The organism is Agarivorans litoreus (genome assembly GCF_019649015.1).
Classification (GTDB): Bacteria; Pseudomonadota; Gammaproteobacteria; order Enterobacterales; family Celerinatantimonadaceae; genus Agarivorans; species Agarivorans litoreus.
Genome location: NZ_BLPI01000001.1, coordinates 2,273,021 through 2,293,370, shown reverse-complemented (window position 1 = coordinate 2,293,370; position 20,350 = coordinate 2,273,021). Strand labels below are relative to the sequence as shown.

Here is a 20,350-nt window from a genome sequence, read left to right as displayed (position 1 = left end):
GCTGAATTATAGTGTTTTATTTGGCAAATACAGCCTTAAATCTAAATTAAAAACTATTCACTGCGTTCAGCACATTTTACATAATGTTGATGCAAATCTTGATAGATGTTTTGCGACTCCTCAGTAAAGTATGGGCGCAGGGTAAACAAGATTTTAAGCACCCCTTGATACAAGCGAGGTTTAGTGATTTCCCCACCTTTTAACTGAGCGCTTTGGTAGCCAATCCAAGCACCAATAATAAACTTAACACTGTCGGCTAACTCTACCATTGTTGCATCATCACCACTTATAAAGCGACTCTCGCGTAACTGAAAAAGAATATCTCGGCTCCAATTAGCCAGTTCTAACTGTAAGGCTTGGTATTTCTGTTCTAGTTCAGCATCTCGCGCCAACAGTTCTAACAAGTTGGCGTACATAAAACGAAAACGCCACATTAGCTCAAAGCTGGCATCTAGGTACTGCGTTAAGTGTTCTAGGCGTAATCGTTGATCAGCATGAGGACGAAAACTGCTTTCTAACTGAGCCACGTATAAATCGAAAATGCTGCGGATAATTTCTTGTTTGTTACTAAAATGGTAGTAAAGATTTCCGGGGCTAATGCCCAGCTCGGCGGCGATATGATTGGTTGTGATTTGTCTTTCGCCGCGCTCGTTGAAGAGTTTGAGAGAAGTATGAATTATTTTGTCTTTAGTTTTCATTTGGCTAAAAAGTTCTCAATGATATTACGTTGATACCTGCAAACGCTGCCAAAATCCAGTTTTTATTGGCTAGATTCAACTGGAAGCACAATTGCTATTCCCCTCGCCACAGCATAAAATCCTTAGATTAACGGCAATTTTTGGAATGGCAGTATTATGATTATCGTAACAGGTGGCGCGGGCTTTATTGGCGCAAACATTGTAAAAAGTCTCAATGAACAAGGCCATAATGACATCATTGTGGTTGACGACCTCAAAGACGGCACCAAATTCGTCAATTTAGTTGACCTAGAAATCGCTGACTACCTCGATAAAGACGACTTCATAGCTCGTATTGTTTCTGGCGAAGATATTGGCGCTGAATACGGCCAAAAAATTGAAGCCATTTTCCATGAGGGCGCTTGCTCTGCCACCACTGAGTGGGACGGCAAGTACATGATGGAAAACAACTACGAGTACTCAAAAGAGCTATTGCATTACTGCTTAGACCGTCGCATTCCGTTCTTATATGCCTCGTCTGCTGCCACTTATGGTGACACAGAGATTTTCAAAGAAGAAAAGCAATACGAAGGCCCACTTAATGTATATGGTTATTCAAAACTACAGTTTGATAATTACGTGCGCCGTTTGTTACCCGAAATTGACTCTCAAGTAGTTGGCTTTCGTTACTTCAACGTATATGGCCCTCGCGAGCAACACAAAGGCAGCATGGCCAGTGTGGCTTTCCACCTAAATAACCAAGTAAATGATGGGCAAAACCCTAAATTATTTGAAGGTTATGACGGCTATGGCAACGGCGGACAAAGCCGAGACTTTGTTTACGTTGGCGACGTGGTAAAAGTAAACCTATGGTTTTGGAAAAACCCGGACCAAAGCGGTATTTTCAACCTAGGTACAGGCCAAGCAGAACCTTTTCGAGCGGTGGCGGAAGCGGTAATCAACTATCACCAAAAAGGTGAAATTGAGTACATTCCATTCCCAGATCACCTAAAAGGTCGTTATCAAAGCTTTACCCAAGCAAATATCGACAAGCTACGCGCAGCCGGTTATGCAGAACCATTTAAAGACGTTGCCCAAGGGGTAGCAGAATACATGGCCTGGCTAAACAAGTAATAAAAAATACTCAAGGGGCGACAAGCCCCTTTTTTAACATAGGTTGTTAATGAAAATTTTGGTGGTAGGCCCATCTTGGGTAGGCGATATGGTAATGTCGCAAAGCTTGTACAAAACCCTTAAACAACTGCACCCCAAGGCGCAGTTGGACGTATTAGCACCAGATTGGTGTCGCCCCATGCTGGAGCGGATGCCCGAAGTAGACAATGCGCTGCGTATGCCCTTAGGCCACGGTGATTTGCAACTTGCAACACGTTGGAAGCTAGCCCGCGAGCTAAAACAAAACCGCTATGATTGGGCCATTACCCAACCTAACTCATTAAAGTCCGCACTAATCCCTTGGTTTGCCGGCATTAAGCAACGTACTGGTTGGAAAGGGGAAAGCCGCTATGGTCTGCTTAACGATTTGCGCAGCAACAAACAAAAATTCCCACTAATGGTGGAGCGTTATGTTTCCTTGGCTCACCCTAAAACGTCGATGCAATCAGCAGCTGATCTACCCGCTTATCTGCACCCTCAGCTACAAGCCAACCAAGCAAATCAGCAAGAGGCTTTAACTCAGCTTGCATTAAACACAGAACAGCCAATATTAGCCTTGTGCCCTGGCGCAGAATTTGGTCCTGCAAAGCGCTGGCCAGAGCAACACTACGCCCAAGTGGCAGCCCACTGGATTAGCGAGCGCAAAGGTCAAGTATGGATTTTTGGCTCAGATAAAGATCAAGCCGTGGGAGCGCAAATCATTAGCCACGTCCCCCAAGAGCAGCAACAGTACTGCCACAACCTTGCAGGAAAAACTAAGTTAGCTGAAGCTATCGATTTAATGGCGCTAGCGACTTTGGCGGTAAGTAATGACTCAGGTTTAATGCACATCGCCGCAGCGCTAGAGTTACCGTTAATCGCCGTTTATGGTTCGTCTTCACCAAAATACACACCACCACTAACCAAACATGCCGCTATCTTGCATACTGATATCGATTGTCGCCCGTGTTTTAAAAAGACTTGTCAGTTTGGCCACCTAAAGTGTTTAACCGAACTGTCTGCTGGTAGAGCAATTCATGCAATGGATGAGTTATTGCCTTAACCTTGCCAACGACGCTTAGGCTTAAACCAACTAGATTGCGGTAAAACCACCACCAATAAAGCAATCAGCCGACATTTTAGCCTAAATAGAAAACGGCTTTGAGTTTGATTTACAGGGAAGAAGTCATCATCCAGGCACAAGTTCGCAAGGCGCTTTTTTTCTGCTAAGCCTCCGTCAAGCTCTTCAATATGGTGAGTCACCATTTTAGAACGAATAAAGCTATTAAAACGGTAATTACATTTAGGGTATAACGTTCGGAAAAGCTTACTCGGGTGAACAGGCATATTCTCTTTTATGAACAAAAAGCGCTGATGATCTTCTAGTAAATAATTACATACGGTTTTCTCAGGGTGCTCACCATAATCAACTAGCTTGGGATTCGCACGTAAATAGTCACTTGAGATAATCGCAAAATCTAGACCAACACTCCAAACATTCGATATCCAGCTAGCACTCGACCAAACCGCGGCCTGATTACTCATTTTCCTGCAGTATCGAGTAATTAGCGAATCATCAAGCAACCAAGTATCGGCCTCCAAAATAACGGTGTACTCACTATCGTCTGCAATATAAGGTATAGCGGCCTGCAGTAGCTGACTATTTCCCTTCAGGTGACCAGCATTTTCTTCAAGGCAAACGTGCACGTTAGCATATTTTTCAAGTTCTTCAGAAACAACGTAGCCCGCGTTTTTACCGTTACTTACCAACACTACATGGTAATTATTTTGCTGCCAAAGCTGATTTATTACCTGTAAGCAGCATGCTAGATCATCAAGTCGGTTATAAACTCGAACTATTACCGTAATATTCATAATGTTAAATGTTATTCATCATTGAGCTAAGCTGAGACAGCACCCGTTCTACTGGCAATTGCTTCATACAATTATTGTGTTGGCACTGCTTAAATCGAGGGGTAAAAGAGCAAGGTGAGCAATCTAATTGCAAGCTAACAACGCTTACATGGTTAGCTTTACAGGAATATGGCCCGGTTTCATTAGGATCACTTGGACCGAACAAGGCTAAAGTAGGAGCGCCAGCCGCCGCCGCAATGTGCGATGGCCCCGTGTCGGTAGTCACAACCGCTCTGGCATTTCCCAATACACCTATAAGCTCAGCTAAGTTTGTATTACCCACTAAGTTATGCAGGTTTTTATGCTTTAAGGCCGTAAGTGGCGCAAGACCTTTTGCTTCTTCAGCGGTGCCAACTAATACCACATGGCAAGAATCGAGAAGCTGCTTAGCTAACAGCAACCACTGCTCAATAGGCCAAGCTCTATAACTACGGTAGTCTTGTTTATCAGAGTGGCTATTAGCGGCATGCAAAACTATATAGCTGTCAGGCAGGTTAAACTTATCGGCTATTTTGTCTAAACTCGAGCCAACTAAACGCGGCTTAGCGTGTTTATATTGATAGTCAGTACCCGAAAATACAGAAAGCATATTGTCTACCGCATGCGGCCCCAACGCTTTGCTTTTATCTACGTCAGCTACATTGAGTTTTTGTGTTGCCTTAATTGACTTAAACAGTGAATGAAAACGAGCAGAATGCTCCAAGTTAATCAGCAAATCATAAGGTTGCTTCTTCGAATGATTAACAATTGCGCGCTTCTCTTTACTTAAGCAAATAGGTAATTTACGTCTTCTCAAAGAAAACACATTTTTAATCAACGGATCCTCAGCAAACAAACCTTTTGCTAAGGGAGTTCCTAACCAATCAACTGCAAGAGCATCTCCAAATTGAGAATATAAAGCATCGACAATTGCGGTTGCAAAAACCGTATCGCCTAAGGCCCCGGCTCGAATAATAATGACTTTCACTTTGTTCACTTTATACAATTCTCTTCCAAGGCAATATTAACAGCTTAAAAGCAAACTACTAACCTTTCGCCGTATTTAGGTGCTAAACTCGCTGCATTACTCTCTATGTTAACCAGAATGTGATCGTCTTTTTCTTATACCAACTACTACTCGTTTTAGTACTTCCCTTAGCCCTGTACAAACTCTATTGGCCACGAGCGGGTAAACCTTCGGTAGGCAAACGCTGGTTGGAACATTTTGGGCTTAGCCAAAAAGTGGCGAAGGTGGACCTGTGGTTTCATGCGGTATCGGTAGGCGAAGTATTGGCTGCTATTCCACTAATTACTCAAATAAAACAACAACAGCCAGAGTTAAACATTCTACTCACCACCACCACGGCCACCGGGGCTGAACAGGTTAAACAAAAACTTGGTGACTTAGTTACTCATCGTTATGCGCCCTTTGATTTATGGCCTTGTATTTGCTGCTTTCTGCATCTTCACCGACCTAAAAAGCTATGGATTATGGAAACCGAATTGTGGCCAAACTGGTTAAGCTTGTGTCACAAAAAGCAGATCCCGGTATCGCTAATAAACGCTCGAATGTCTGAACGCTCGTGCAGGGGATATATGCGATTTAAAGGTTTTGCTCAAAACCTTTATAACAAGCTCAATTTGGTATTAGCACAACATCAAGATGACGCACAGCGCTTTAATCAATTGGGAGTTGCGGCAGCCAACTTAGTGGTAACGGGTTCTATAAAATACGACCTACCCGATACCAAAAATATACAGCAACAAGCAAAGCAACTTAGGTCGAGTTTGTTTGGTGAGCGCTTAGTATGGATTGCCGCAAGCACCCATAAAGGCGAAGACGAGAAAATACTTGAGGTAATGCAAAAAGTACGCAAGCAGCTTCCCGACAGCGTATTAATATTAGTGCCGCGACACCCAGAGCGCTTCGATCAAGTGGCCGAATTAATCGCAGGCAGCGGCTTTGATTGCGCACGTCGCAGCAAACAACAAAGCCCCAGCGCAAAAAACGCGGTTTATTTAGCCGACACTATGGGCGAGATGCTGTTGATGTATGGCTGTGCCGATGCCGCATTTATCGGGGGGTCATTAGTACCCATTGGCGGACATAATTACTTAGAAGCAGCCGCCATGGGCTTGCCTTGTGTGGCGGGCGAACATGATTTTAATTTCTCAGACATTAGCCAACAATTACAGGCATCAGGCGCACTTAAACTAAGCGCTGATACAGAACAACTGGCCAACTGGCTTAAAGCGTGGTTGGCAAACCAGGAAGAGCGCCGCAAAGCGGGTGACGCGGGTTTAACAATTGTAAAACAAAACCAAGGTGCGTTAACACGCAGTATATCTGCCTTAACCCCTTAAAGCGCCTGCTGATAGCTAGTTAAAAAATGCTGCCAGTCAGACTCTAACCAATGGCAATACCCTGGTTTGGCTTGCTCTTTCTCTAGAGAGCGGTATAAACGAGCGATATTGGCTTGCTGCCATTTTTTACGCGGGCGACAAATGCGGCCATTATCGAAATCAATAAGCCAAACCTGCTGCTGATCATCAACCATAATATTCCGCAGGTTTAAATCAGCATGATAAACCCCCGCTTGATGAAATTGGGCGATAGTCTCTGCAATTTTTTGCCACAAGGCTAATGATAACCGACGCTCGCTAAGTAACTTAGCAAGATCTTTAGCGCCACTAATCCGCTCTAAAATCAAATCCGCTTGAAAACTAAATCCTTTACGTTTTACTCTGCCGGCCACTGGCACTGGAGCGGGCAAACCTAAGGTTTGTAATTTCATCAATAATGAAAATTCTTTCCACACACGACTACTTTGTAAACTGGAGTAGATATATCGGTCATTGCTTAACTTTGAGATTAAACCACCGCGGTGATAATGGCGTAATACAAACTCACGATGCTCAAAACGAAAAAACAGCGTTTTACCTCGCCCCATTGCTTGGCCAACTACAGCTCTATTTTGCTGCCAATGACGTGGCTCAAAATAAGCGTCACTAACTTGCCGCCATATATCTGGGTTATAAAATAGCCAGCCGTCAGCAGTTTTTTGTTTTTCTATTTGCATAGTTATCGCTTGTGAAACAAATCACAGCAATTTTACAACGCACGCAGCAAAAAGCATAATACTTAAGAAAATCCGCCACTTTTGTCAAAATGAACAGCAAATCAGCTACCTTAAAAATCTGCGTATTACGCCTCTCTGCCATTGGCGACGTATGTAATGCCCTCGCAGTAATACAGCAACTGCAACAACATTACCCAAATAGCGACATCACCTGGATTTGCGGCAAGGCAGAAGCACAGCTATTAGCGGCCGTCAGTGATATAAAACTGGTTATATACAATAAAAAAGATGGCTTGAAAGGCATGCTCGCCATTAAACGAGAGCTTAAGAACCAACAATTTGATGTATTGCTACATATGCAAGCAGCACTGCGCGCCAGCTTGTTAAGCTGCTGCATTCGCGCAAAGCGTAGAATTGGTTTTGACAAGAGCCGCGCTAAAGATGGCCAATGGCTATTTACTAACGAGAAAATTGCGGCGGCTAATTCTGCTCATGTCTTAGATGGTTTTTTACAGTTTCTATTACCACTGGGAGTAGATATTCAAACTCCAAGTTGGCAGGTTCCACTTTCTCAAGCAGACCAACAAACTGCCAAACAATTGCTAGGCAGTTCTGGTAAACAAATCGTGATCTGTCCGGCCGCTAGCAAAGCCTATAAAAATTGGACCTTACAAGGTTATGCAGGCATCGCCCAATACGCGCTTAAGCAGGGTTACCATGTGAGCTTAATCGGCAGCCCAGCTAGCAATGAAGTGGCTCTAAGCGAGCAAATTAACCAAGCTTGCCAAGGAAAATTAAACAACCTTTGTGGAAAAACCAGCTTAAGCCAGCTTTGGGCACTGATTGCCCAAGCAGATCTGCTAATATCACCAGATACTGGCCCAGCCCACATGGCGGTAGCGGTAAATACACCCGTTTTAGGGCTGTATGCTCACCACAACCCGCAACGCACCGGGCCTTATCATTACCGAAACTACGTAGTGAGTGTTTGGCAACAGCTAATCGAACAAGAGCAAGGTAAACCTGCCGAGCAACTTAGTTGGCGCAGCCGAGTAAAAGACCCAAAGGCTATGCAACATATTACGCTCGATGCCGTTATTGAGATGTTTGAATTAATTAAAAAAGAGCAACTATTATGAGTGCACGCCAAGCTAGCATTAGCGCAATAATCATTACTAAAAATGAGCAAGACAGTCTAAAAGATTGCTTAGAAAGCTTAACTTGGGTGGACCAAATAGTAGTTGTTGACTCTGGCAGCACCGACAGTACCGTAGCCCTTGCCAAACAATATACTAAAGATGTTTATAGCAATGCTAAGTGGCCGGGCTTTGGTAAACAAAAGCAACTGGCCCAAAGTTATGCAAACAGCGATTGGATCTTGGCAGTAGATGCCGATGAACGTATTGATGACACTCTGCGCCAAAATATCCAAAAAATGCTTGAAAACCCGCCGAATAACACCGTATTTAATCTTAATGAACTTACTTGGGTATTTGGCCGCTTTTTAAAGCACTCTGGCTGGTACTACCGACACATTCGCCTTTATCCACGAGAACTCACTGGCTACAACGATAACTTAGTGCACGAGTCTGTAATAGTGCCGGAGAATTGCCAAGTGGCAGAGCTAGACGGTGATATCTTGCATTACTCCTACAAAAACATAGAGCACTACTTAGTCAAATCAGCGGGTTATGCCAAAGCTTGGGCAGATCAACGCGAAGCCAGAGGGAAACGTGCAACATTGGGGCAAGGCGTAATGCACGCCATAGGTTGTTTTGCCAAAATGTATTTACTTAAACGCGGTTTTTTAGATGGTAAAGCCGGCTTTTTGATAGCCCTGTTATCAGCGCATTCAACCTTTGTTAAATACGCCGATTTATGGGCACGAGAAAACGACAGCCACTACAAAAAGTAAACTTACTTAAGTTTAAGTTCTTCCAACAATTTGCCTGCATCAATAGCAGCCAAATCAGTCACATTAACTGCGTGTTCACCTAGGCAGCCATATTGCGCTACGTTGGTTACCGTAAACAAACCTACGCAATAGGCACCAGCAGAGCTTGCAAGGTGTAAGGGGCCTGTATCACCACAGAAAAACAACGGTACTTGCTGTAAAAATGCCGCTAACTTTCTTAAATCACCATTAGAATAGGTGAAATCTGCTTCTGCCAGTGGCTCTGTTACATCAGGGCTCAGTATCTCAATAAGGTTCACTTCGCCAGCATAGTGCTGCTTAAACTTAGCTAACAAAGCCTGCCAGTCTTTATCGGCAATCACCTTAGCGCCACGCGCGCCACGAAAATACGCCAAACTTGGTTTTGCTTGGCATTCGCCCAACAAAGTCTGCAATTGCTTAAGCGCTTCTTGCTGCTCAGCGTCACTCAATACTAGTCGTCCAAAATATTCAGTGGGCTCAGCATTATGCAGTTGCTCTAAAAGCTCCATACAGCTAAGTGCAAAGTGTTGGTAGCGGCCTTGATATTTAAACGTATGGCTACAAATAGCTGCATTAGCCGAACCGTTAAAGGCAATAACATTTTTGCTTTCAATCATCGACGCGACAATCCGATCACTTGACCCACCATAAGGCACTAGAGCCAAATCATAGGGCTGTTGCTTTAGTTGCCTCATTACCCGAAAAAACTGCGGAATGGTTTTCAAACCAAACTGAGAGAAATGGACTTTAGCCAACCCTAGGTTTTCAAATATCGAGCCCTGCCAAGGATCACTAAGTATTAGCTCAACCTCAGCATCGGGATACAGCGCTTTAACTTGGTTAACAAAGGGCAATAAAAAAAACATATTTCCTATGCGTTTGTTGTTGCGAATAATTAAAACACGTTTCACCTCTGTAGGCTTAAGCAAACGCTTAGTTCTACCGTTTCTACCGCCCAGAAATTTAAGAAACCAAACCTCCAAACCAATCGATTTCTCTCTGCGCTTTCCGTCAAACTTTCGCAGTGCCGTTTTTATCTTTTTTCTTACGCTCATCGTTTTATTCTGCTACTTGTTTTGTCTGCAGCTTTTGCCACCACAAATTAATTTTAACCGCCGAGTCACTCACATTTATCAAACTCATATCTTCTTGCGTGAGTTCACCTGCTGGCGGTGAAAAAGAAATATGACGCCCCTTGCTATTAAGCGGTTGCCAACGCAAAGGTGTAGCACTGCGACGACTGGGGAAAAAGCCCACGGTTGGCACATCCAAAGCGCCAGCAATGTGCAAAGGCCCGGTAGACCCCGCAATAAATAAACTTGCACAGGCCAGCACTTCACAAAAGGTTTTTAAACCATCTTCTGAATAATATAGCTGACTAGACACCTCTGCAGTATCTAACTGGTTTACCAACTCTTGGGCGGCGATTAACTCACCAGGCCCTGCAGTAATCACAAAGTGTAACTCGGGCTTAAGCTTAGCCAGACAATCAATCAAGCTAAAATACTGCTCAATGCTTAAGTTATTGGCCGAGCCACCGCTGCCGATATGCACCATGGCTAAGGATTTATCATCCAACTCGGCAAACTCAGCCTGTTTACGTTTAGCAATTTGCTCAGCGCTAAACTGCAAATAAGGAGGACTAGGCTCTATCGGGTTGACTTGCAACTTAGTTAAAAAAGCGCGGGTAAGTTCTAAGTTGTATTCAAATTCAGGTTTTCGAGATTGAGAGCGGCGTTGCTTTACTCGGTGATTATACAAAAACTGAGCGAGCTTAGTGGCGGGTGCACAGCGTAATTTAATACCGGCGCGTGCACCTAACCAAGCGTTACGCATGGTCGAGAACAGGCACAAATAACCATCAAAGTGCTGTTGCTTCACCTCATTAAGTAGTGCAGCTTGCTCGCCAGCATCACCATCAGCCCCGCAATCAATAATTACCTTATCAATCCAAGGGCAAAGCTCTGCCAGAGGAGCGGTATAGCTAGGAACTAAAGCACTAATTTCGCAATTAGGTAGAGAGTTTTTAAGTAAGGCAAAACTTGGCCACGCCAGCATAAAGTCGCCAATTTTATCGTTTCGCACTACCAACAATTTTTGCATATATTCATCTCTATAATTAAGCCTGCGCATTGTGACCAATCTGCTGATTAAATGCATCTTTTATCTGTTGATTCACCTCAAGCTCCGGCAATGTCCTTGGCAAGCTGAGCCTCGGCTTTGGCCCAAGTAATAAAGTCCGGTAAGGCCATGGCCTTGGCGTAGCAATAGCCTTGTAGGCCATCGCAGCCCCACTCTTCCAAGGTATCAGCCAGCTGCTGATCTTCCACCCCCTCGGCCACACTGCGGATCCCTAGGCTTTCAGCCAAAGCCAGCGAGGCCCGCACTACTGCCGCACATTTGCGATCACTGAGCATACGCCGGATAAACAGCTGGTCGATCTTCAGCTCAGTGAAGGGGCTGGTGCAAAGCTGCATCATCGACGAATGGCCGGTGCCAAAATCATCCACCGCTAGGCCAACGCCCAGCAGCCGCAAGCGGCTCAGGCTGTCCAAAGCCTTGGCCATTTGTGGATAGATCTCGTTCTCGGTAACTTCCAAGACCAGTCGGTGGGCCGGAAGTTGATGCTGCTCCAAGAGCTTAGCGACAAAGTCAGCAAAGCGCAGGTCCATCAAATCGCTGGGGGTCACATTGACACTGACATAGGCCTGATCCAGCTCATTTTGCCACTTAGCACAACTGGCAACGGCCTGAGTCAATACCTGCTTGGTCAATTGGTGACCTTGGCCCAACTCTAGCAAGCGCGACAAAAAGGCATTGGGCATATAAAGCTGGCCTTGGTGTTGCCAACGCACCAGCGCCTCGGCACCGACCAGCATACCGGTTTTAGCATCGATGTGGGGCTGATAATAGGCCTGAAACTCCCCGTCATACAGGGCCTGCTGCAACTGTTGATCGCTAAAGCACGGCTTAAGGCTGTGTTTAAGACTGGCCGTTATTTTAGCTTTGGGCTTAGCTAACAAATCATCCATCAGAGCCTGCAACTGCTGCTTACGCACCGGCTTGCTTAACACGCTCAAGTCCTTCAAGCCGTAGCCGCTGGCCATCGACTTTACCGCGGTAACCACGTCATCTTCGGCACTGCTACTCAGTACCAAGTGGGAACCCAGGCTACGCTTGGCCAGTGAGCGAATAAACTCCACCCCGTCCATCTCCGGCATATGTAAATCGCAGAAGATGAAGTCTGGTTCTGGCTGCTGACTAAGCTGGGCCACAGCCCTCAGACCATTATCGGCAACCTCACATTGCACCCCGTCCATGGAACTCAACAGGCTCTTCATTAGCCTTTGCTGAAAGGGGTCGTCCTCAACCACGAGCACCCGAATCGCTGTTTGTTGTTTCGCAGAATATGTCATAGTGACCCCTAGTTGCTGGTTTCGAGTTCTTGAACTTGTAGCTGTCCAGATAGCGCGCGCGAGCTAGTTTGATAGCGAGGTTGGCTGGAAAGACTGCTGCCCTTGAGCAACTCTCGACAGCGCAGCGCCAATTCAATCACCTCACTCTTGCTCCAACCCAGTGGCCAGGCCTTGGTCAAGCAGGTGGTTAAGCGTGCCGGGATCTCCAAATCGCTGCGGTTTAACTCTAGCGCTTGCACCAGCAAACCGGTGGCCCGCTCGAAATTCTGATCGCGATAAGCACGCTGACTTTGCTCCTTGAGCCGATTAGCCTTGGCTTGCATACCGTCAACGCGCTCCTGCCACTTAGACAGATAGCGCTGGAGCATCAAACTTTGGTCGCTATCGGACAACTTCAACAAGCTATGCTGGGCCACCCGCAATTGCGCTTTGTACTCCTGCGGAAAGCTCAGCAACTGATAAACCTTGGCTAGCTCCAAGTCCTCTAGTACTGAGGGCTGGTGCTGTTCCTGCTGCTCCAACCACGAGTGGTAGTCAGCCAGCATCTGTCGGGCTTTACCAATGTAACCTTGAATGCCATTGCTTCTGGCCAACATCAATAGCTCCAGCGGTTTATAGTCTTTGCGCTGAAAGCGGCCACGCAACCGGCGACACTGTTCGGCGAAGCGTCGCTGCAAGCTACTTTGCTGACCGTTGTCTTCGCTGAACTGAGCTAGATCTAGGGTTAGTTGGGCCACTTGCTGATGCAAGCTTAGCGTCTCGCGAAAGGAGTGGCGAGCGAGGTGCAGGGCGGCGTTAATACTCAGAGCTGCGGCCGGTAGCTCAAAGTTGGCCATCGCCAGCTGGGCTTTGAAGATCTGTCGCTGAGTATTCTTGGGGCTGTGCGCCAGCGCTTCCTCCAGCTTGGCATAAGCTTCAGCCACCCGCTGCTGGCGCAGCAACTTGATGGCCATTTTCTCCTTGGCCAAGGCACACAGCATCGGGTCGTTTTCCAGCTTCAGCAGCAACGCTTCAGCTAGCGGGTATTGTTTCTGGCGCAGGCTTAACTCAGCCAACAACAAGTTAACCTGACCTTTCTCTGCATCTAGGTTGAGGCCAACCAATTGATTACGCGCTTGCTCATACTCGCCCAAGTGCATCAAGGCCTCGGCCTTAATCAATAATGCTGACAGGCTGAACTCACTTCCGCCAATGACCAAGTTGTCTACGAGGTGCAGCGCCATATGGTAGTCCTGCTGCGCCATCGCCTGATGAACCCGCGCCAGACTCAGCTTTTTGTGAGCAATTGTCGGTAAGCGCTTGGACAAGTTGCTAAAGTTGAGCGGCTTAACCAAGTAACCGTCGGGCTGCAGCTCGGCGAAGCCGCGAACCACTTCGGCCGAGGCATCGGCAGTCACGATCGCCAATACACAATCGGCGGCCAGCAGCGCACTATGGCGCAACTCGTCGATCAACTGATGGCCATTAGCTCCCTCACCCAAGTTGTAGTCACACAACACCAGTTGAAAACGACGGTTACGACATTGTTCCAAGGCCGAAGGAGCATCCTTGGCGAAAAAAATTAGTTCAGAAGAGACACCCAGTTTTTGCAACATGCCACGGGCGGCGGTGCGATACATTGGGCAATCATCGATGATCAGTGCGGGACGTTGTGGGTCGAAGCTAGGCATCTTTTTACTCGGCTGCTGAAAAACTCACCTCAAATTTTTATCTAATTTTCATCACCTGTCTGTTCCCCAGAGAACAGAGTTGTACAAAAAATCACCATAGAATGCACTGGTGCTTTTGAACAGGGTTATCCGATGCAAACCAACTACAAACTACTTGGCCTAGTCTTGCTGCTACTTGGTAGCACCTTGGCGGTCAGCTTTGCTCCATCCGTCGCCAATACCATCGCTGATATTAGCGTAGAGCCAGAGCCCCTCGAGCCAATCGGTCAAGCCGAGTCCTTATACACAGACACGCCAAGTTTGCCCAAGCGCCAACTGCCGCTGCACTTGGATTATTCACGAAAACTGGTGATAGGCCTGCCAGAATTAAGCTCTAGTCAACGCAACACCCAGCAGGCCGCTGCTGCGCTGCGCCGTTACTTGATCAACTATTGGCAACAATGGGGACGCAACTTTAACTATCAGCTGTCATTTAAGCTGATTCCGGCAGAACAGGCCTTTGCGGCACTCAGCGAGCAACGAGTCGACATCATCGCCACCAGCTTTTACAGCTCGGCCAAACATACCCAAAACTTGTTTAGCATTCCCTACATCAACAGCACATCGGTGCTGTATCGCCGCGCCGGTGAATTGCCCGCCAGACCCAAATTGGGTGTCCATCAGTTGATAGAGCAGCAACTACCGACAGATCTAGAGCGTTACTACTCAGTGGAGGTGATTGAGGACTTAGCCCTAGCAGTTGAACAGCAGCGCTTCGATTTGCTCTACAGTAATGCCCCAGCCTTGTTGGAAAGTATCCTGCATCAGCACAACATGAGCGGTGACTACCAACCAATTCCCGCACCAGCCTATGACAACGCGCTGCGGGCAGCAGTACTACCCGAGCGCCGCGAGTTGATGTTGGACATCAACACCGGTATTCGCACCTTACCCGTCCACTTCATCGACCAAGCTTGGCAACAAAGCATGGGCCAACAGAATGGTCAGTTCTCTCCTATCAGCGGGAGTTATCTGCCGCAACTGAGTTTGACCAAGCAACACTTCATCATCGATCATCCGGTCTTGGAGTACGGCATTGTCGGTAAGGGCTGGCAACCTTATACCATCAATCAACAGGGCATGATTGATGGCTATGTGGTGGACATTCTTGAGCTAATCGGCAGCAAAACCGGCCTGCATTTTGTGCCGCGCGAAATCGGCAGCTTTGACGCCGCCATGCAGGCGGTAAAAGGGGGTAGCCTAGACCTGCTGCCCAACGTTTACAAGACTAGTGAACGCTTGGAGCAGCTGCAGTTTAGCGTTGCCTATGACGACGCCCAATCAGCCATTGTCAGTCTTCAGGGTTTTGACCAGTTGGCTGATTTAGCGCAGGCTAAGCTGGCGGTGATTCGCGGCTATCACGAAAGCGAACTACTCCGTCAGTTACTGCCCCAAGCCGAGTTGCAGGTGTTCGAAAACCCAAACGCCGCAGTGCAAGCGGTCAAGCAGGGCCAAGTGGATGCCTACGTGGGTAACTACTTGGTTAACAGCCTCCTGGTTAACAGCCTAGAAGATAGCGAGTTAGAGGTAGAGCCAATCGCTCCCTACAGCGAGACGCTGCTACTGCGCTTCGCCACTAGCAAAAAGATGGCGCAACTGGTATCGCTGTTGGACATGGGCCTGAACTCGCTAGGCGAACAACCGTTGGCAGAGCTACGTCAGTCTTGGGTTGAGCGCTTTAACAATCAACAGGTCGAGCAGCAGATTGATCAAATTTACCAGCGTTTGAGTGTTGCAGGAGCCGCGCTGGCTGGGGTGCTACTACTGGTATTTCTGCTCTATCAACAGCAACAACGTAAACGTCGCCAGACCGAACGCACCATTCGCCAAGCTTTAGACCAAGCCCAGCAGGCCAAAGCTCAGGCTGAATTGTCCGCCAAAGCCAAGACCGATTTTCTGGCGCGCATGAGCCACGAGATCCGCACTCCAATGAACGGCGTGTTGGGCATGGCCGAAGCCTTGTCTTGCACCCAGCTCAGCCACGAGCAGCAAGATTTACTTGGCACCCTAAACGGATCGGCCCGCAATTTAATGGCGCTACTCAACGATGTGTTGGATTTCTCCAAGATGGACGCCGACAAGCTGAGCCTGGAGCATATTCCACTCAATCTCAGCAGCCTGGTGCAGGGAGTGGTTGATAATTACCGCCACCGCGCCAAACACCAGCAACTCAGCCTGCACTATCAGATTGATCCCCAGCTTAGCGATATCTATCTAGGAGACCCCACCCGCTTGGCTCAGGTATTAAACAATCTGGTGTCGAATGCTCTCAAATTCACTCAACACGGCTTCGTTGATATTCAGCTTAGCTGCCTAGAGAAGGGTAGTGAAGGTGAAGCTGACCGAATCCTGTTCGCGGTTCGCGACTCCGGCATTGGCATTGCCCCAGACAAACTGGCCAGCCTGTTTGACCCTTTCGTACAGGCGGAGGGCGATACCACCCGCAAATTCGGCGGGAGCGGCTTAGGCCTGAGCATCTGCAAGGAAATCATCGCCACCATGGCTAGCGAAATCCAGGTGCAGTCAATCCAAGACATGGGCAGCCTGTTTAGCTTTGAGCTGCAACTGCAGGCTCAGACTCAGCCTGAGTTCGATCTGGCAAACCCGCTGCTGGAGCTACCCCTACAGTATGATTTGAGCCAACTCCGAGTGCTGTTTGCCGAAGATAACGCAGTTAACCGCAAGGTGATTCAAGGACAGTTGCGTCGCTTAGGCATCGAGGCCGATGTGGCCGAAAACGGTCTACAGGCGCTGCAGATGCACCAGCAACAGCGCTATGACCTAGTGCTCTCCGACTGCCATATGCCAGAAATGGATGGCTATAGCCTAGCCGAGCAGCTCAGTGCTGAAGAAAACAGTCCTTATCTGATAGCGATAACCGCCGATGCTCTAAGCGGCGCCGCCGAGAAGTGCCTAGCCGCTGGCTTTAACGACTATATCTCCAAGCCTTGCCCCATCGATGTGTTGGAAAGCAAACTGCAACAGACCGCCGAGCGACTTGGTTGCAGCCTCTATGCTCATGACTTCGCCTGCGCCGAGGAGCGCTTTCTGGCGACTCAAGCAGAGATAGATGCGCTGGAGCAAATAGACTCTAGGCTAGCCGCAGAAGAGATCTACCAAGACTTACAGCAAACGTGGCAGCAACAAGATGCAACGCAGCTTGAGTCGCCCAGCCCGTGCAGTGGGACCGCCGAGGAGGCTAAGCTCAACCATGCTCACCTGATGGAGATGTGCGGTGATGACCCATTGCTAGCCGAAGAAATCCTGCAAGTCTTTGTTGAACGAAGCCAAGTCGATATCGACGAACTCCAACAGGTCTTGAGTCAGGGTTGTGGAACCCAGCTGAAAAACCTTGCCCACCGCATCAAGGGTAGCTTGCGCTACCTAGGCGCCGAACAACTGGCCGAGCTGGCCGCGTACTTCGAGCAGCAAGGGCAGGCCGGGCGAGCAGTGCCCGAAGCGAGCGCACAGCAACTAATTTACGGTATTCAACAACTTAGCCAAGCCGCCAAGCAGTGGTTAGCAGCACAGCGGGAGCAAGACCAATGAAATTAGCACAGAGTATCGAAAAACGGCTGATTGGCATGGTGCTACTCAGCATCGGCCTAATGTTTGTTTTGGTTAGCGCCAGTTCTTGGCTGTTTATAGAAAGTGAAAAGCAACACTGGGAACAGCGTCAGATATCCCGCTTGGAGGTGATTGCCGAAAAGCTGGTGGCCAATCAGTTTGATGCACTGCGTCAGCTAGCGGTGAGCTACGCCCTAGCCGACGACACCTACCTATATGTGGAAAACGCCAACCTGGATTTTGTGCTGCGAAAGATGCAAAAGGCCAGTCTTAGCTACACCCAATTATCGGCGGTGCTGGTCACCGACCGCCAGGGCTACTATCTGCATGGCACCAGTCTGCTCAGCAAGGGCGAACAAAATTTGTTGTTCGAGTTGTTACTGCAGCCGCATCCAGCCATCGACTCGCAGCGACCCGATAGCGGCGCCATTTACCTCGACCAGATGGTTTTTATCTATGTTCGAATGCCAATCAGCAATAGTACCGGCGAAGCCGCACACAATGGCCATGCCTACGTGGTGCGCGCCTTTGACGAGCGCATGCTCAATCAACTCAGCGATGACTTAGGCCACCAGTTTCGCATTCAATACAACACCGAGTCAGCAATCAGACTTAAGGCCAGCTTTCAAAAAGGCTGGCGCACCGAGCCCATTGCCGCCAAGTACTTTGAACACGAGATTGAGGCCCACTATGCCATCCACCTTGGCCATGGCGAACGGACCCCGCACGATTTCGTGATTAATTTTGAGCGCGAACTACAAAGCTTAGCCACTCCACTGCTGTGGGTGGTACCGCAACTATTGGGGATTACGGTACTCAGTTTAGTGTTAGTGAGAATTGTGCGCCGCCAATTCACCCAACCGCTGACCGAGATCAGCCAACAGTTGCAGCTCAGCCAGAGCAGCGATCCCGAAGAGCGGCCACTCAAAGAAGATCGCCAGGATGAGCTTGGCCTGCTGGCCAAGAACATCAACCGCCTCTATCGCCAAGCCTACAGCCAAAATCAGTTCTCCTCACTGCTGCTGAGTTCGATTGGCGAAGTGATCATCACAGTGCAAAGCAATGGATTAGTCAGCTTTGCCAATCAGGCTGCCGCAAATTGGCTAAAAATGGACCCCAAGACTCTGTGCAATAAACACTTGGCGCTGTTGGTGACTTGCGTTGACCATGCCGAGCACAGCGTCGAGAAGTGGTTGCATCGAGTATTGCAGCAACAAGAGCTGAACGTATACGCACAGCTACGTAGCTGCAGCCAGCCACTGCAAACCCGCTATGCCCAAGTTTTCGCCCACCCCTTATTGACAGCCAAGGGCGACAGCGAAGGAGCGGTGTTTATTTTGCGGTTGGAAAAAAGGATGGATTAGAGTCACTTAGCGAAAAATAAAGCTGACTAATTTCACGCTCCAAAGCGGCTAAATCAAGCAATTGGATGGCGCCGCGCTGCACTACTATCAGCCCTTGTTGCTGCAGCGCCTTAAGCACCTCATTGAGCCGCGGCCGAGTTAAGCAGCAGATCTCACTGAGCTTTTGCTGCGATACCTTAAGCTGGGGCAAAGCACCGCTGATAGTGGTTTGGCGCGCGCTAAGCTCGAGCAAAACATAGACCACTCGGGTGCGGCGACTATGGTGCTCCGATATCACCGCCCCCAGCAGCCGCGGTTGAAACTGGCAGGCGGCGAAGTACAGCCATTTGTAAATCTCGGCGTTGCCTTTGGCCAACTTATCAATGCTGGCGGCAGGGAAAAACCAATAACTGCTTGGCGCCACCTCAACGATAGCCACTACCAAGGGGTCGGCCCGGTCGATGGCCAACACGCCAAACCAATCATCTTTGGCCACCACCGTGCTCAAATATTGCTTGTCACTGTCTGAAGTCAGGGTGACCGTGAGCATGCCTTGCCGTAAGTAGTAGACCCCATCCATCAGCCAGTGGTTGGCAGGTAAGTTGGCGTTGTTTGAGTTGACGCTGCGTGAAATAGCAGTCAATTGCAACTTGGTTTCGCTGCTCAACTCACAGGGCCAGGCTATTTGCTCGCTATCCATCCACTACCTTTCGCAATCGCTTTCTCACAATTATAGTACGTGAATTTCAGTACCTTGCAGCAAACCCTAATAAGCCTTCGTCAGCCACTAAAAGTCTGTCATGACGAGTCTCCATATGGAAAATCCTATATTCTCTCGCCTAAGTGATTACTTGAGGAGAGACTCATTTCACAATGTGAAATGAAATCTGGGGAGGGTATCGTACTGATGCCAAGACGATCGGTAACTTTGAAAGGGCAGTACTCGATAATCTCAGCTAGGGCGAATAAACATCGAGCAAGGACCTCTCTCTGATCCTAGATAGCGCTACTGCGCTGTTTCTATTGCCCCCTAACATTTCAAGTTCTTAGCCGTTATACTTGCCTGCAAGATATGCTGATTAACGACTAACTATGACCACTCGAGTGATTTACCCCGGCACCTTTGATCCAGTGACCAACGGCCATAGCGATTTAATCCAACGCGCGGCGCGCATGTTCGACACAGTAATTGTGGCGGTTGCCGCCAGTCCCAGTAAACAACCTCTGTTTAGCTTAGAAGAAAGGGTTAAGTTGCTGGAGCAAACGATTAGTACCAATACCAATATTGAAGTGATTGGTTTTACCGGCTTATTGGTAGATTTAGCCAAACAACAAAATGCCAACGTATTATTACGAGGCTTGCGCACCGGTTCTGATTTTGAATATGAGATGCAGCTAGCCGACATGAACCGTCAACTGGATCCCAACTTAGAAAGTGTGTTTCTTACGCCGGGTGAGGGAGTGAGTTTTATTTCCTCTACCCTGATTAAAGAAGTGGCCAAACATGGCGGCGAAATCGAACGCTTTGTTGCGCCGCATGTTGCCCGAGCCGTCAGTGAGAAACTCGCTAAATAAAA

General features: G+C 48.1%; 17 protein-coding genes. 8 read left to right on the top strand and 9 right to left on the bottom strand.

Annotated elements, in window-relative coordinates; genetic code table 11:
- Positions 1 to 53: 53 nt before the first annotated feature.
- Positions 54 to 698 (bottom strand): TetR/AcrR family transcriptional regulator, encoded by a 645-nt coding sequence (locus K5L93_RS10660; protein WP_220719827.1) that lies wholly within the window; start codon positions 696 to 698, stop codon positions 54 to 56.
- A gap of 156 nt (positions 699 to 854) precedes the next feature.
- Here K5L93_RS10660 and rfaD point away from each other — a divergent pair, with 156 nt between their 5' ends.
- Positions 855 to 1,811, top strand: a complete 957-nt coding sequence (gene rfaD / locus K5L93_RS10655; protein ID WP_016400135.1) for an ADP-glyceromanno-heptose 6-epimerase — start codon at positions 855 to 857, stop codon at positions 1,809 to 1,811.
- A gap of 49 nt (positions 1,812 to 1,860) precedes the next feature.
- Positions 1,861 to 2,892, top strand: a complete 1,032-nt coding sequence (gene waaF / locus K5L93_RS10650) for a lipopolysaccharide heptosyltransferase II (RefSeq protein WP_220719826.1) — start codon at positions 1,861 to 1,863, stop codon at positions 2,890 to 2,892.
- Here the strand turns inward: waaF and K5L93_RS10645 are convergent.
- Together K5L93_RS10645 and K5L93_RS10640 are read right to left on the bottom strand one after the other, a co-directional pair.
- Complete coding sequence (locus K5L93_RS10645; RefSeq protein ID WP_220719825.1) at positions 2,889 to 3,704, bottom strand: glycosyltransferase family 2 protein; 816 nt, start codon at positions 3,702 to 3,704, stop codon at positions 2,889 to 2,891. The two genes, waaF and K5L93_RS10645, sit on opposite strands and share 4 nt — an antisense overlap.
- Positions 3,705 to 3,708: 4 nt before the next feature.
- Positions 3,709 to 4,710: a glycosyltransferase family 9 protein gene (locus tag K5L93_RS10640; protein WP_220719824.1), complete on the bottom strand. Its 1,002-nt coding sequence runs from the start codon at positions 4,708 to 4,710 to the stop codon at positions 3,709 to 3,711.
- Positions 4,711 to 4,829: 119 nt separating this feature from the next.
- Between K5L93_RS10640 and waaA the strand changes: the two genes are divergently transcribed.
- Positions 4,830 to 6,086 (top strand): lipid IV(A) 3-deoxy-D-manno-octulosonic acid transferase, encoded by a 1,257-nt coding sequence (gene waaA / locus K5L93_RS10635; RefSeq protein ID WP_220719823.1) that lies wholly within the window; start codon positions 4,830 to 4,832, stop codon positions 6,084 to 6,086.
- On the opposite strand, the gene K5L93_RS10630 is transcribed toward waaA, so the two are convergent.
- On the bottom strand, positions 6,083 to 6,802 hold the full coding sequence (locus tag K5L93_RS10630; RefSeq protein ID WP_220719822.1) for a 3-deoxy-D-manno-octulosonic acid kinase: 720 nt from the start codon (positions 6,800 to 6,802) through the stop codon (positions 6,083 to 6,085). The two genes, waaA and K5L93_RS10630, sit on opposite strands and share 4 nt — an antisense overlap.
- 89 nt (positions 6,803 to 6,891) lie before the next feature.
- On the opposite strand from K5L93_RS10630, the gene K5L93_RS10625 reads away from it, so the two are divergent.
- Positions 6,892 to 7,941 carry a glycosyltransferase family 9 protein gene (locus tag K5L93_RS10625; protein ID WP_220719821.1) on the top strand — a complete coding sequence of 350 codons (1,050 nt, stop codon included), beginning with the start codon at positions 6,892 to 6,894 and terminating at the stop codon, positions 7,939 to 7,941.
- Positions 7,938 to 8,717, top strand: a complete 780-nt coding sequence (locus K5L93_RS10620) for a glycosyltransferase family 2 protein (protein ID WP_220719820.1) — start codon at positions 7,938 to 7,940, stop codon at positions 8,715 to 8,717. Before K5L93_RS10625 ends, K5L93_RS10620 begins: the two co-directional genes overlap by 4 nt.
- Before the next feature lie 2 nt (positions 8,718 to 8,719).
- Here the strand turns inward: K5L93_RS10620 and K5L93_RS10615 are convergent, their stop codons facing one another.
- The 4 genes from K5L93_RS10615 to K5L93_RS10600 form a co-directional block, all read right to left on the bottom strand.
- Positions 8,720 to 9,793 carry a glycosyltransferase family 9 protein gene (locus tag K5L93_RS10615; protein WP_220719819.1) on the bottom strand — a complete coding sequence of 358 codons (1,074 nt, stop codon included), beginning with the start codon at positions 9,791 to 9,793 and terminating at the stop codon, positions 8,720 to 8,722.
- Between the two features lie 4 nt (positions 9,794 to 9,797).
- Positions 9,798 to 10,841, bottom strand: a complete 1,044-nt coding sequence (locus tag K5L93_RS10610) for a glycosyltransferase family 9 protein (protein ID WP_220719818.1) — start codon at positions 10,839 to 10,841, stop codon at positions 9,798 to 9,800.
- Positions 10,842 to 10,918: 77 nt separating this feature from the next.
- Positions 10,919 to 12,154: an EAL domain-containing response regulator gene (locus K5L93_RS10605; RefSeq protein ID WP_220719817.1), complete on the bottom strand. Its 1,236-nt coding sequence runs from the start codon at positions 12,152 to 12,154 to the stop codon at positions 10,919 to 10,921.
- 8 nt (positions 12,155 to 12,162) lie between these two features.
- A complete protein-coding gene (locus K5L93_RS10600) occupies positions 12,163 to 13,824 on the bottom strand; it encodes a response regulator (RefSeq protein WP_220719816.1) in 1,662 nt (553 codons plus the stop codon).
- Between the two features lie 132 nt (positions 13,825 to 13,956).
- Between K5L93_RS10600 and K5L93_RS10595 the strand changes: the two genes are divergently transcribed.
- Positions 13,957 to 17,412, top strand: a complete 3,456-nt coding sequence (locus tag K5L93_RS10595; protein ID WP_220719815.1) for an ATP-binding protein — start codon at positions 13,957 to 13,959, stop codon at positions 17,410 to 17,412.
- Positions 17,409 to 18,794 carry a CHASE4 domain-containing protein gene (locus K5L93_RS10590; protein WP_220719814.1) on the top strand — a complete coding sequence of 462 codons (1,386 nt, stop codon included), beginning with the start codon at positions 17,409 to 17,411 and terminating at the stop codon, positions 18,792 to 18,794. Before K5L93_RS10595 ends, K5L93_RS10590 begins: the two co-directional genes overlap by 4 nt.
- Here K5L93_RS10590 and K5L93_RS10585 read toward each other — a convergent pair.
- Positions 18,763 to 19,473, bottom strand: coding sequence for a Crp/Fnr family transcriptional regulator (locus K5L93_RS10585; RefSeq protein WP_220719813.1), 711 nt, complete (start codon positions 19,471 to 19,473; stop codon positions 18,763 to 18,765). The two genes, K5L93_RS10590 and K5L93_RS10585, sit on opposite strands and share 32 nt — an antisense overlap.
- Positions 19,474 to 19,865: 392 nt before the next feature.
- Here K5L93_RS10585 and coaD point away from each other — a divergent pair, with 392 nt between their 5' ends.
- Positions 19,866 to 20,348 (top strand): pantetheine-phosphate adenylyltransferase, encoded by a 483-nt coding sequence (gene coaD / locus K5L93_RS10580; protein ID WP_220719812.1) that lies wholly within the window; start codon positions 19,866 to 19,868, stop codon positions 20,346 to 20,348.
- Positions 20,349 to 20,350: the final 2 nt, after the last annotated feature.

What these genes read in the sequence shown, in the direction of transcription:
- K5L93_RS10590 (WP_220719814.1), top strand. Translation starts at nt 17,409, where the DNA reads ATGAAATTAGCACAGAGTATCGAAAAACGGCTGATTGGCATGGTGCTA.
- K5L93_RS10585 (WP_220719813.1), bottom strand. Translation starts at nt 19,473, where the DNA reads ATGGATAGCGAGCAAATAGCCTGGCCCTGTGAGTTGAGCAGCGAAACC.
- K5L93_RS10645 (WP_220719825.1), bottom strand. Translation starts at nt 3,704, where the DNA reads ATGAATATTACGGTAATAGTTCGAGTTTATAACCGACTTGATGATCTA.
- coaD (WP_220719812.1), top strand. Translation starts at nt 19,866, where the DNA reads ATGACCACTCGAGTGATTTACCCCGGCACCTTTGATCCAGTGACCAAC.
- K5L93_RS10660 (WP_220719827.1), bottom strand. Translation starts at nt 698, where the DNA reads ATGAAAACTAAAGACAAAATAATTCATACTTCTCTCAAACTCTTCAAC.
- K5L93_RS10610 (WP_220719818.1), bottom strand. Translation starts at nt 10,841, where the DNA reads ATGCAAAAATTGTTGGTAGTGCGAAACGATAAAATTGGCGACTTTATG.
- waaF (WP_220719826.1), top strand. Translation starts at nt 1,861, where the DNA reads ATGAAAATTTTGGTGGTAGGCCCATCTTGGGTAGGCGATATGGTAATG.
- K5L93_RS10630 (WP_220719822.1), bottom strand. Translation starts at nt 6,802, where the DNA reads ATGCAAATAGAAAAACAAAAAACTGCTGACGGCTGGCTATTTTATAAC.
- K5L93_RS10615 (WP_220719819.1), bottom strand. Translation starts at nt 9,793, where the DNA reads ATGAGCGTAAGAAAAAAGATAAAAACGGCACTGCGAAAGTTTGACGGA.
- K5L93_RS10605 (WP_220719817.1), bottom strand. Translation starts at nt 12,154, where the DNA reads ATGACATATTCTGCGAAACAACAAACAGCGATTCGGGTGCTCGTGGTT.
- rfaD (WP_016400135.1), top strand. Translation starts at nt 855, where the DNA reads ATGATTATCGTAACAGGTGGCGCGGGCTTTATTGGCGCAAACATTGTA.
- K5L93_RS10600 (WP_220719816.1), bottom strand. Translation starts at nt 13,824, where the DNA reads ATGCCTAGCTTCGACCCACAACGTCCCGCACTGATCATCGATGATTGC.
- K5L93_RS10595 (WP_220719815.1), top strand. Translation starts at nt 13,957, where the DNA reads ATGCAAACCAACTACAAACTACTTGGCCTAGTCTTGCTGCTACTTGGT.
- K5L93_RS10625 (WP_220719821.1), top strand. Translation starts at nt 6,892, where the DNA reads ATGAACAGCAAATCAGCTACCTTAAAAATCTGCGTATTACGCCTCTCT.
- K5L93_RS10620 (WP_220719820.1), top strand. Translation starts at nt 7,938, where the DNA reads ATGAGTGCACGCCAAGCTAGCATTAGCGCAATAATCATTACTAAAAAT.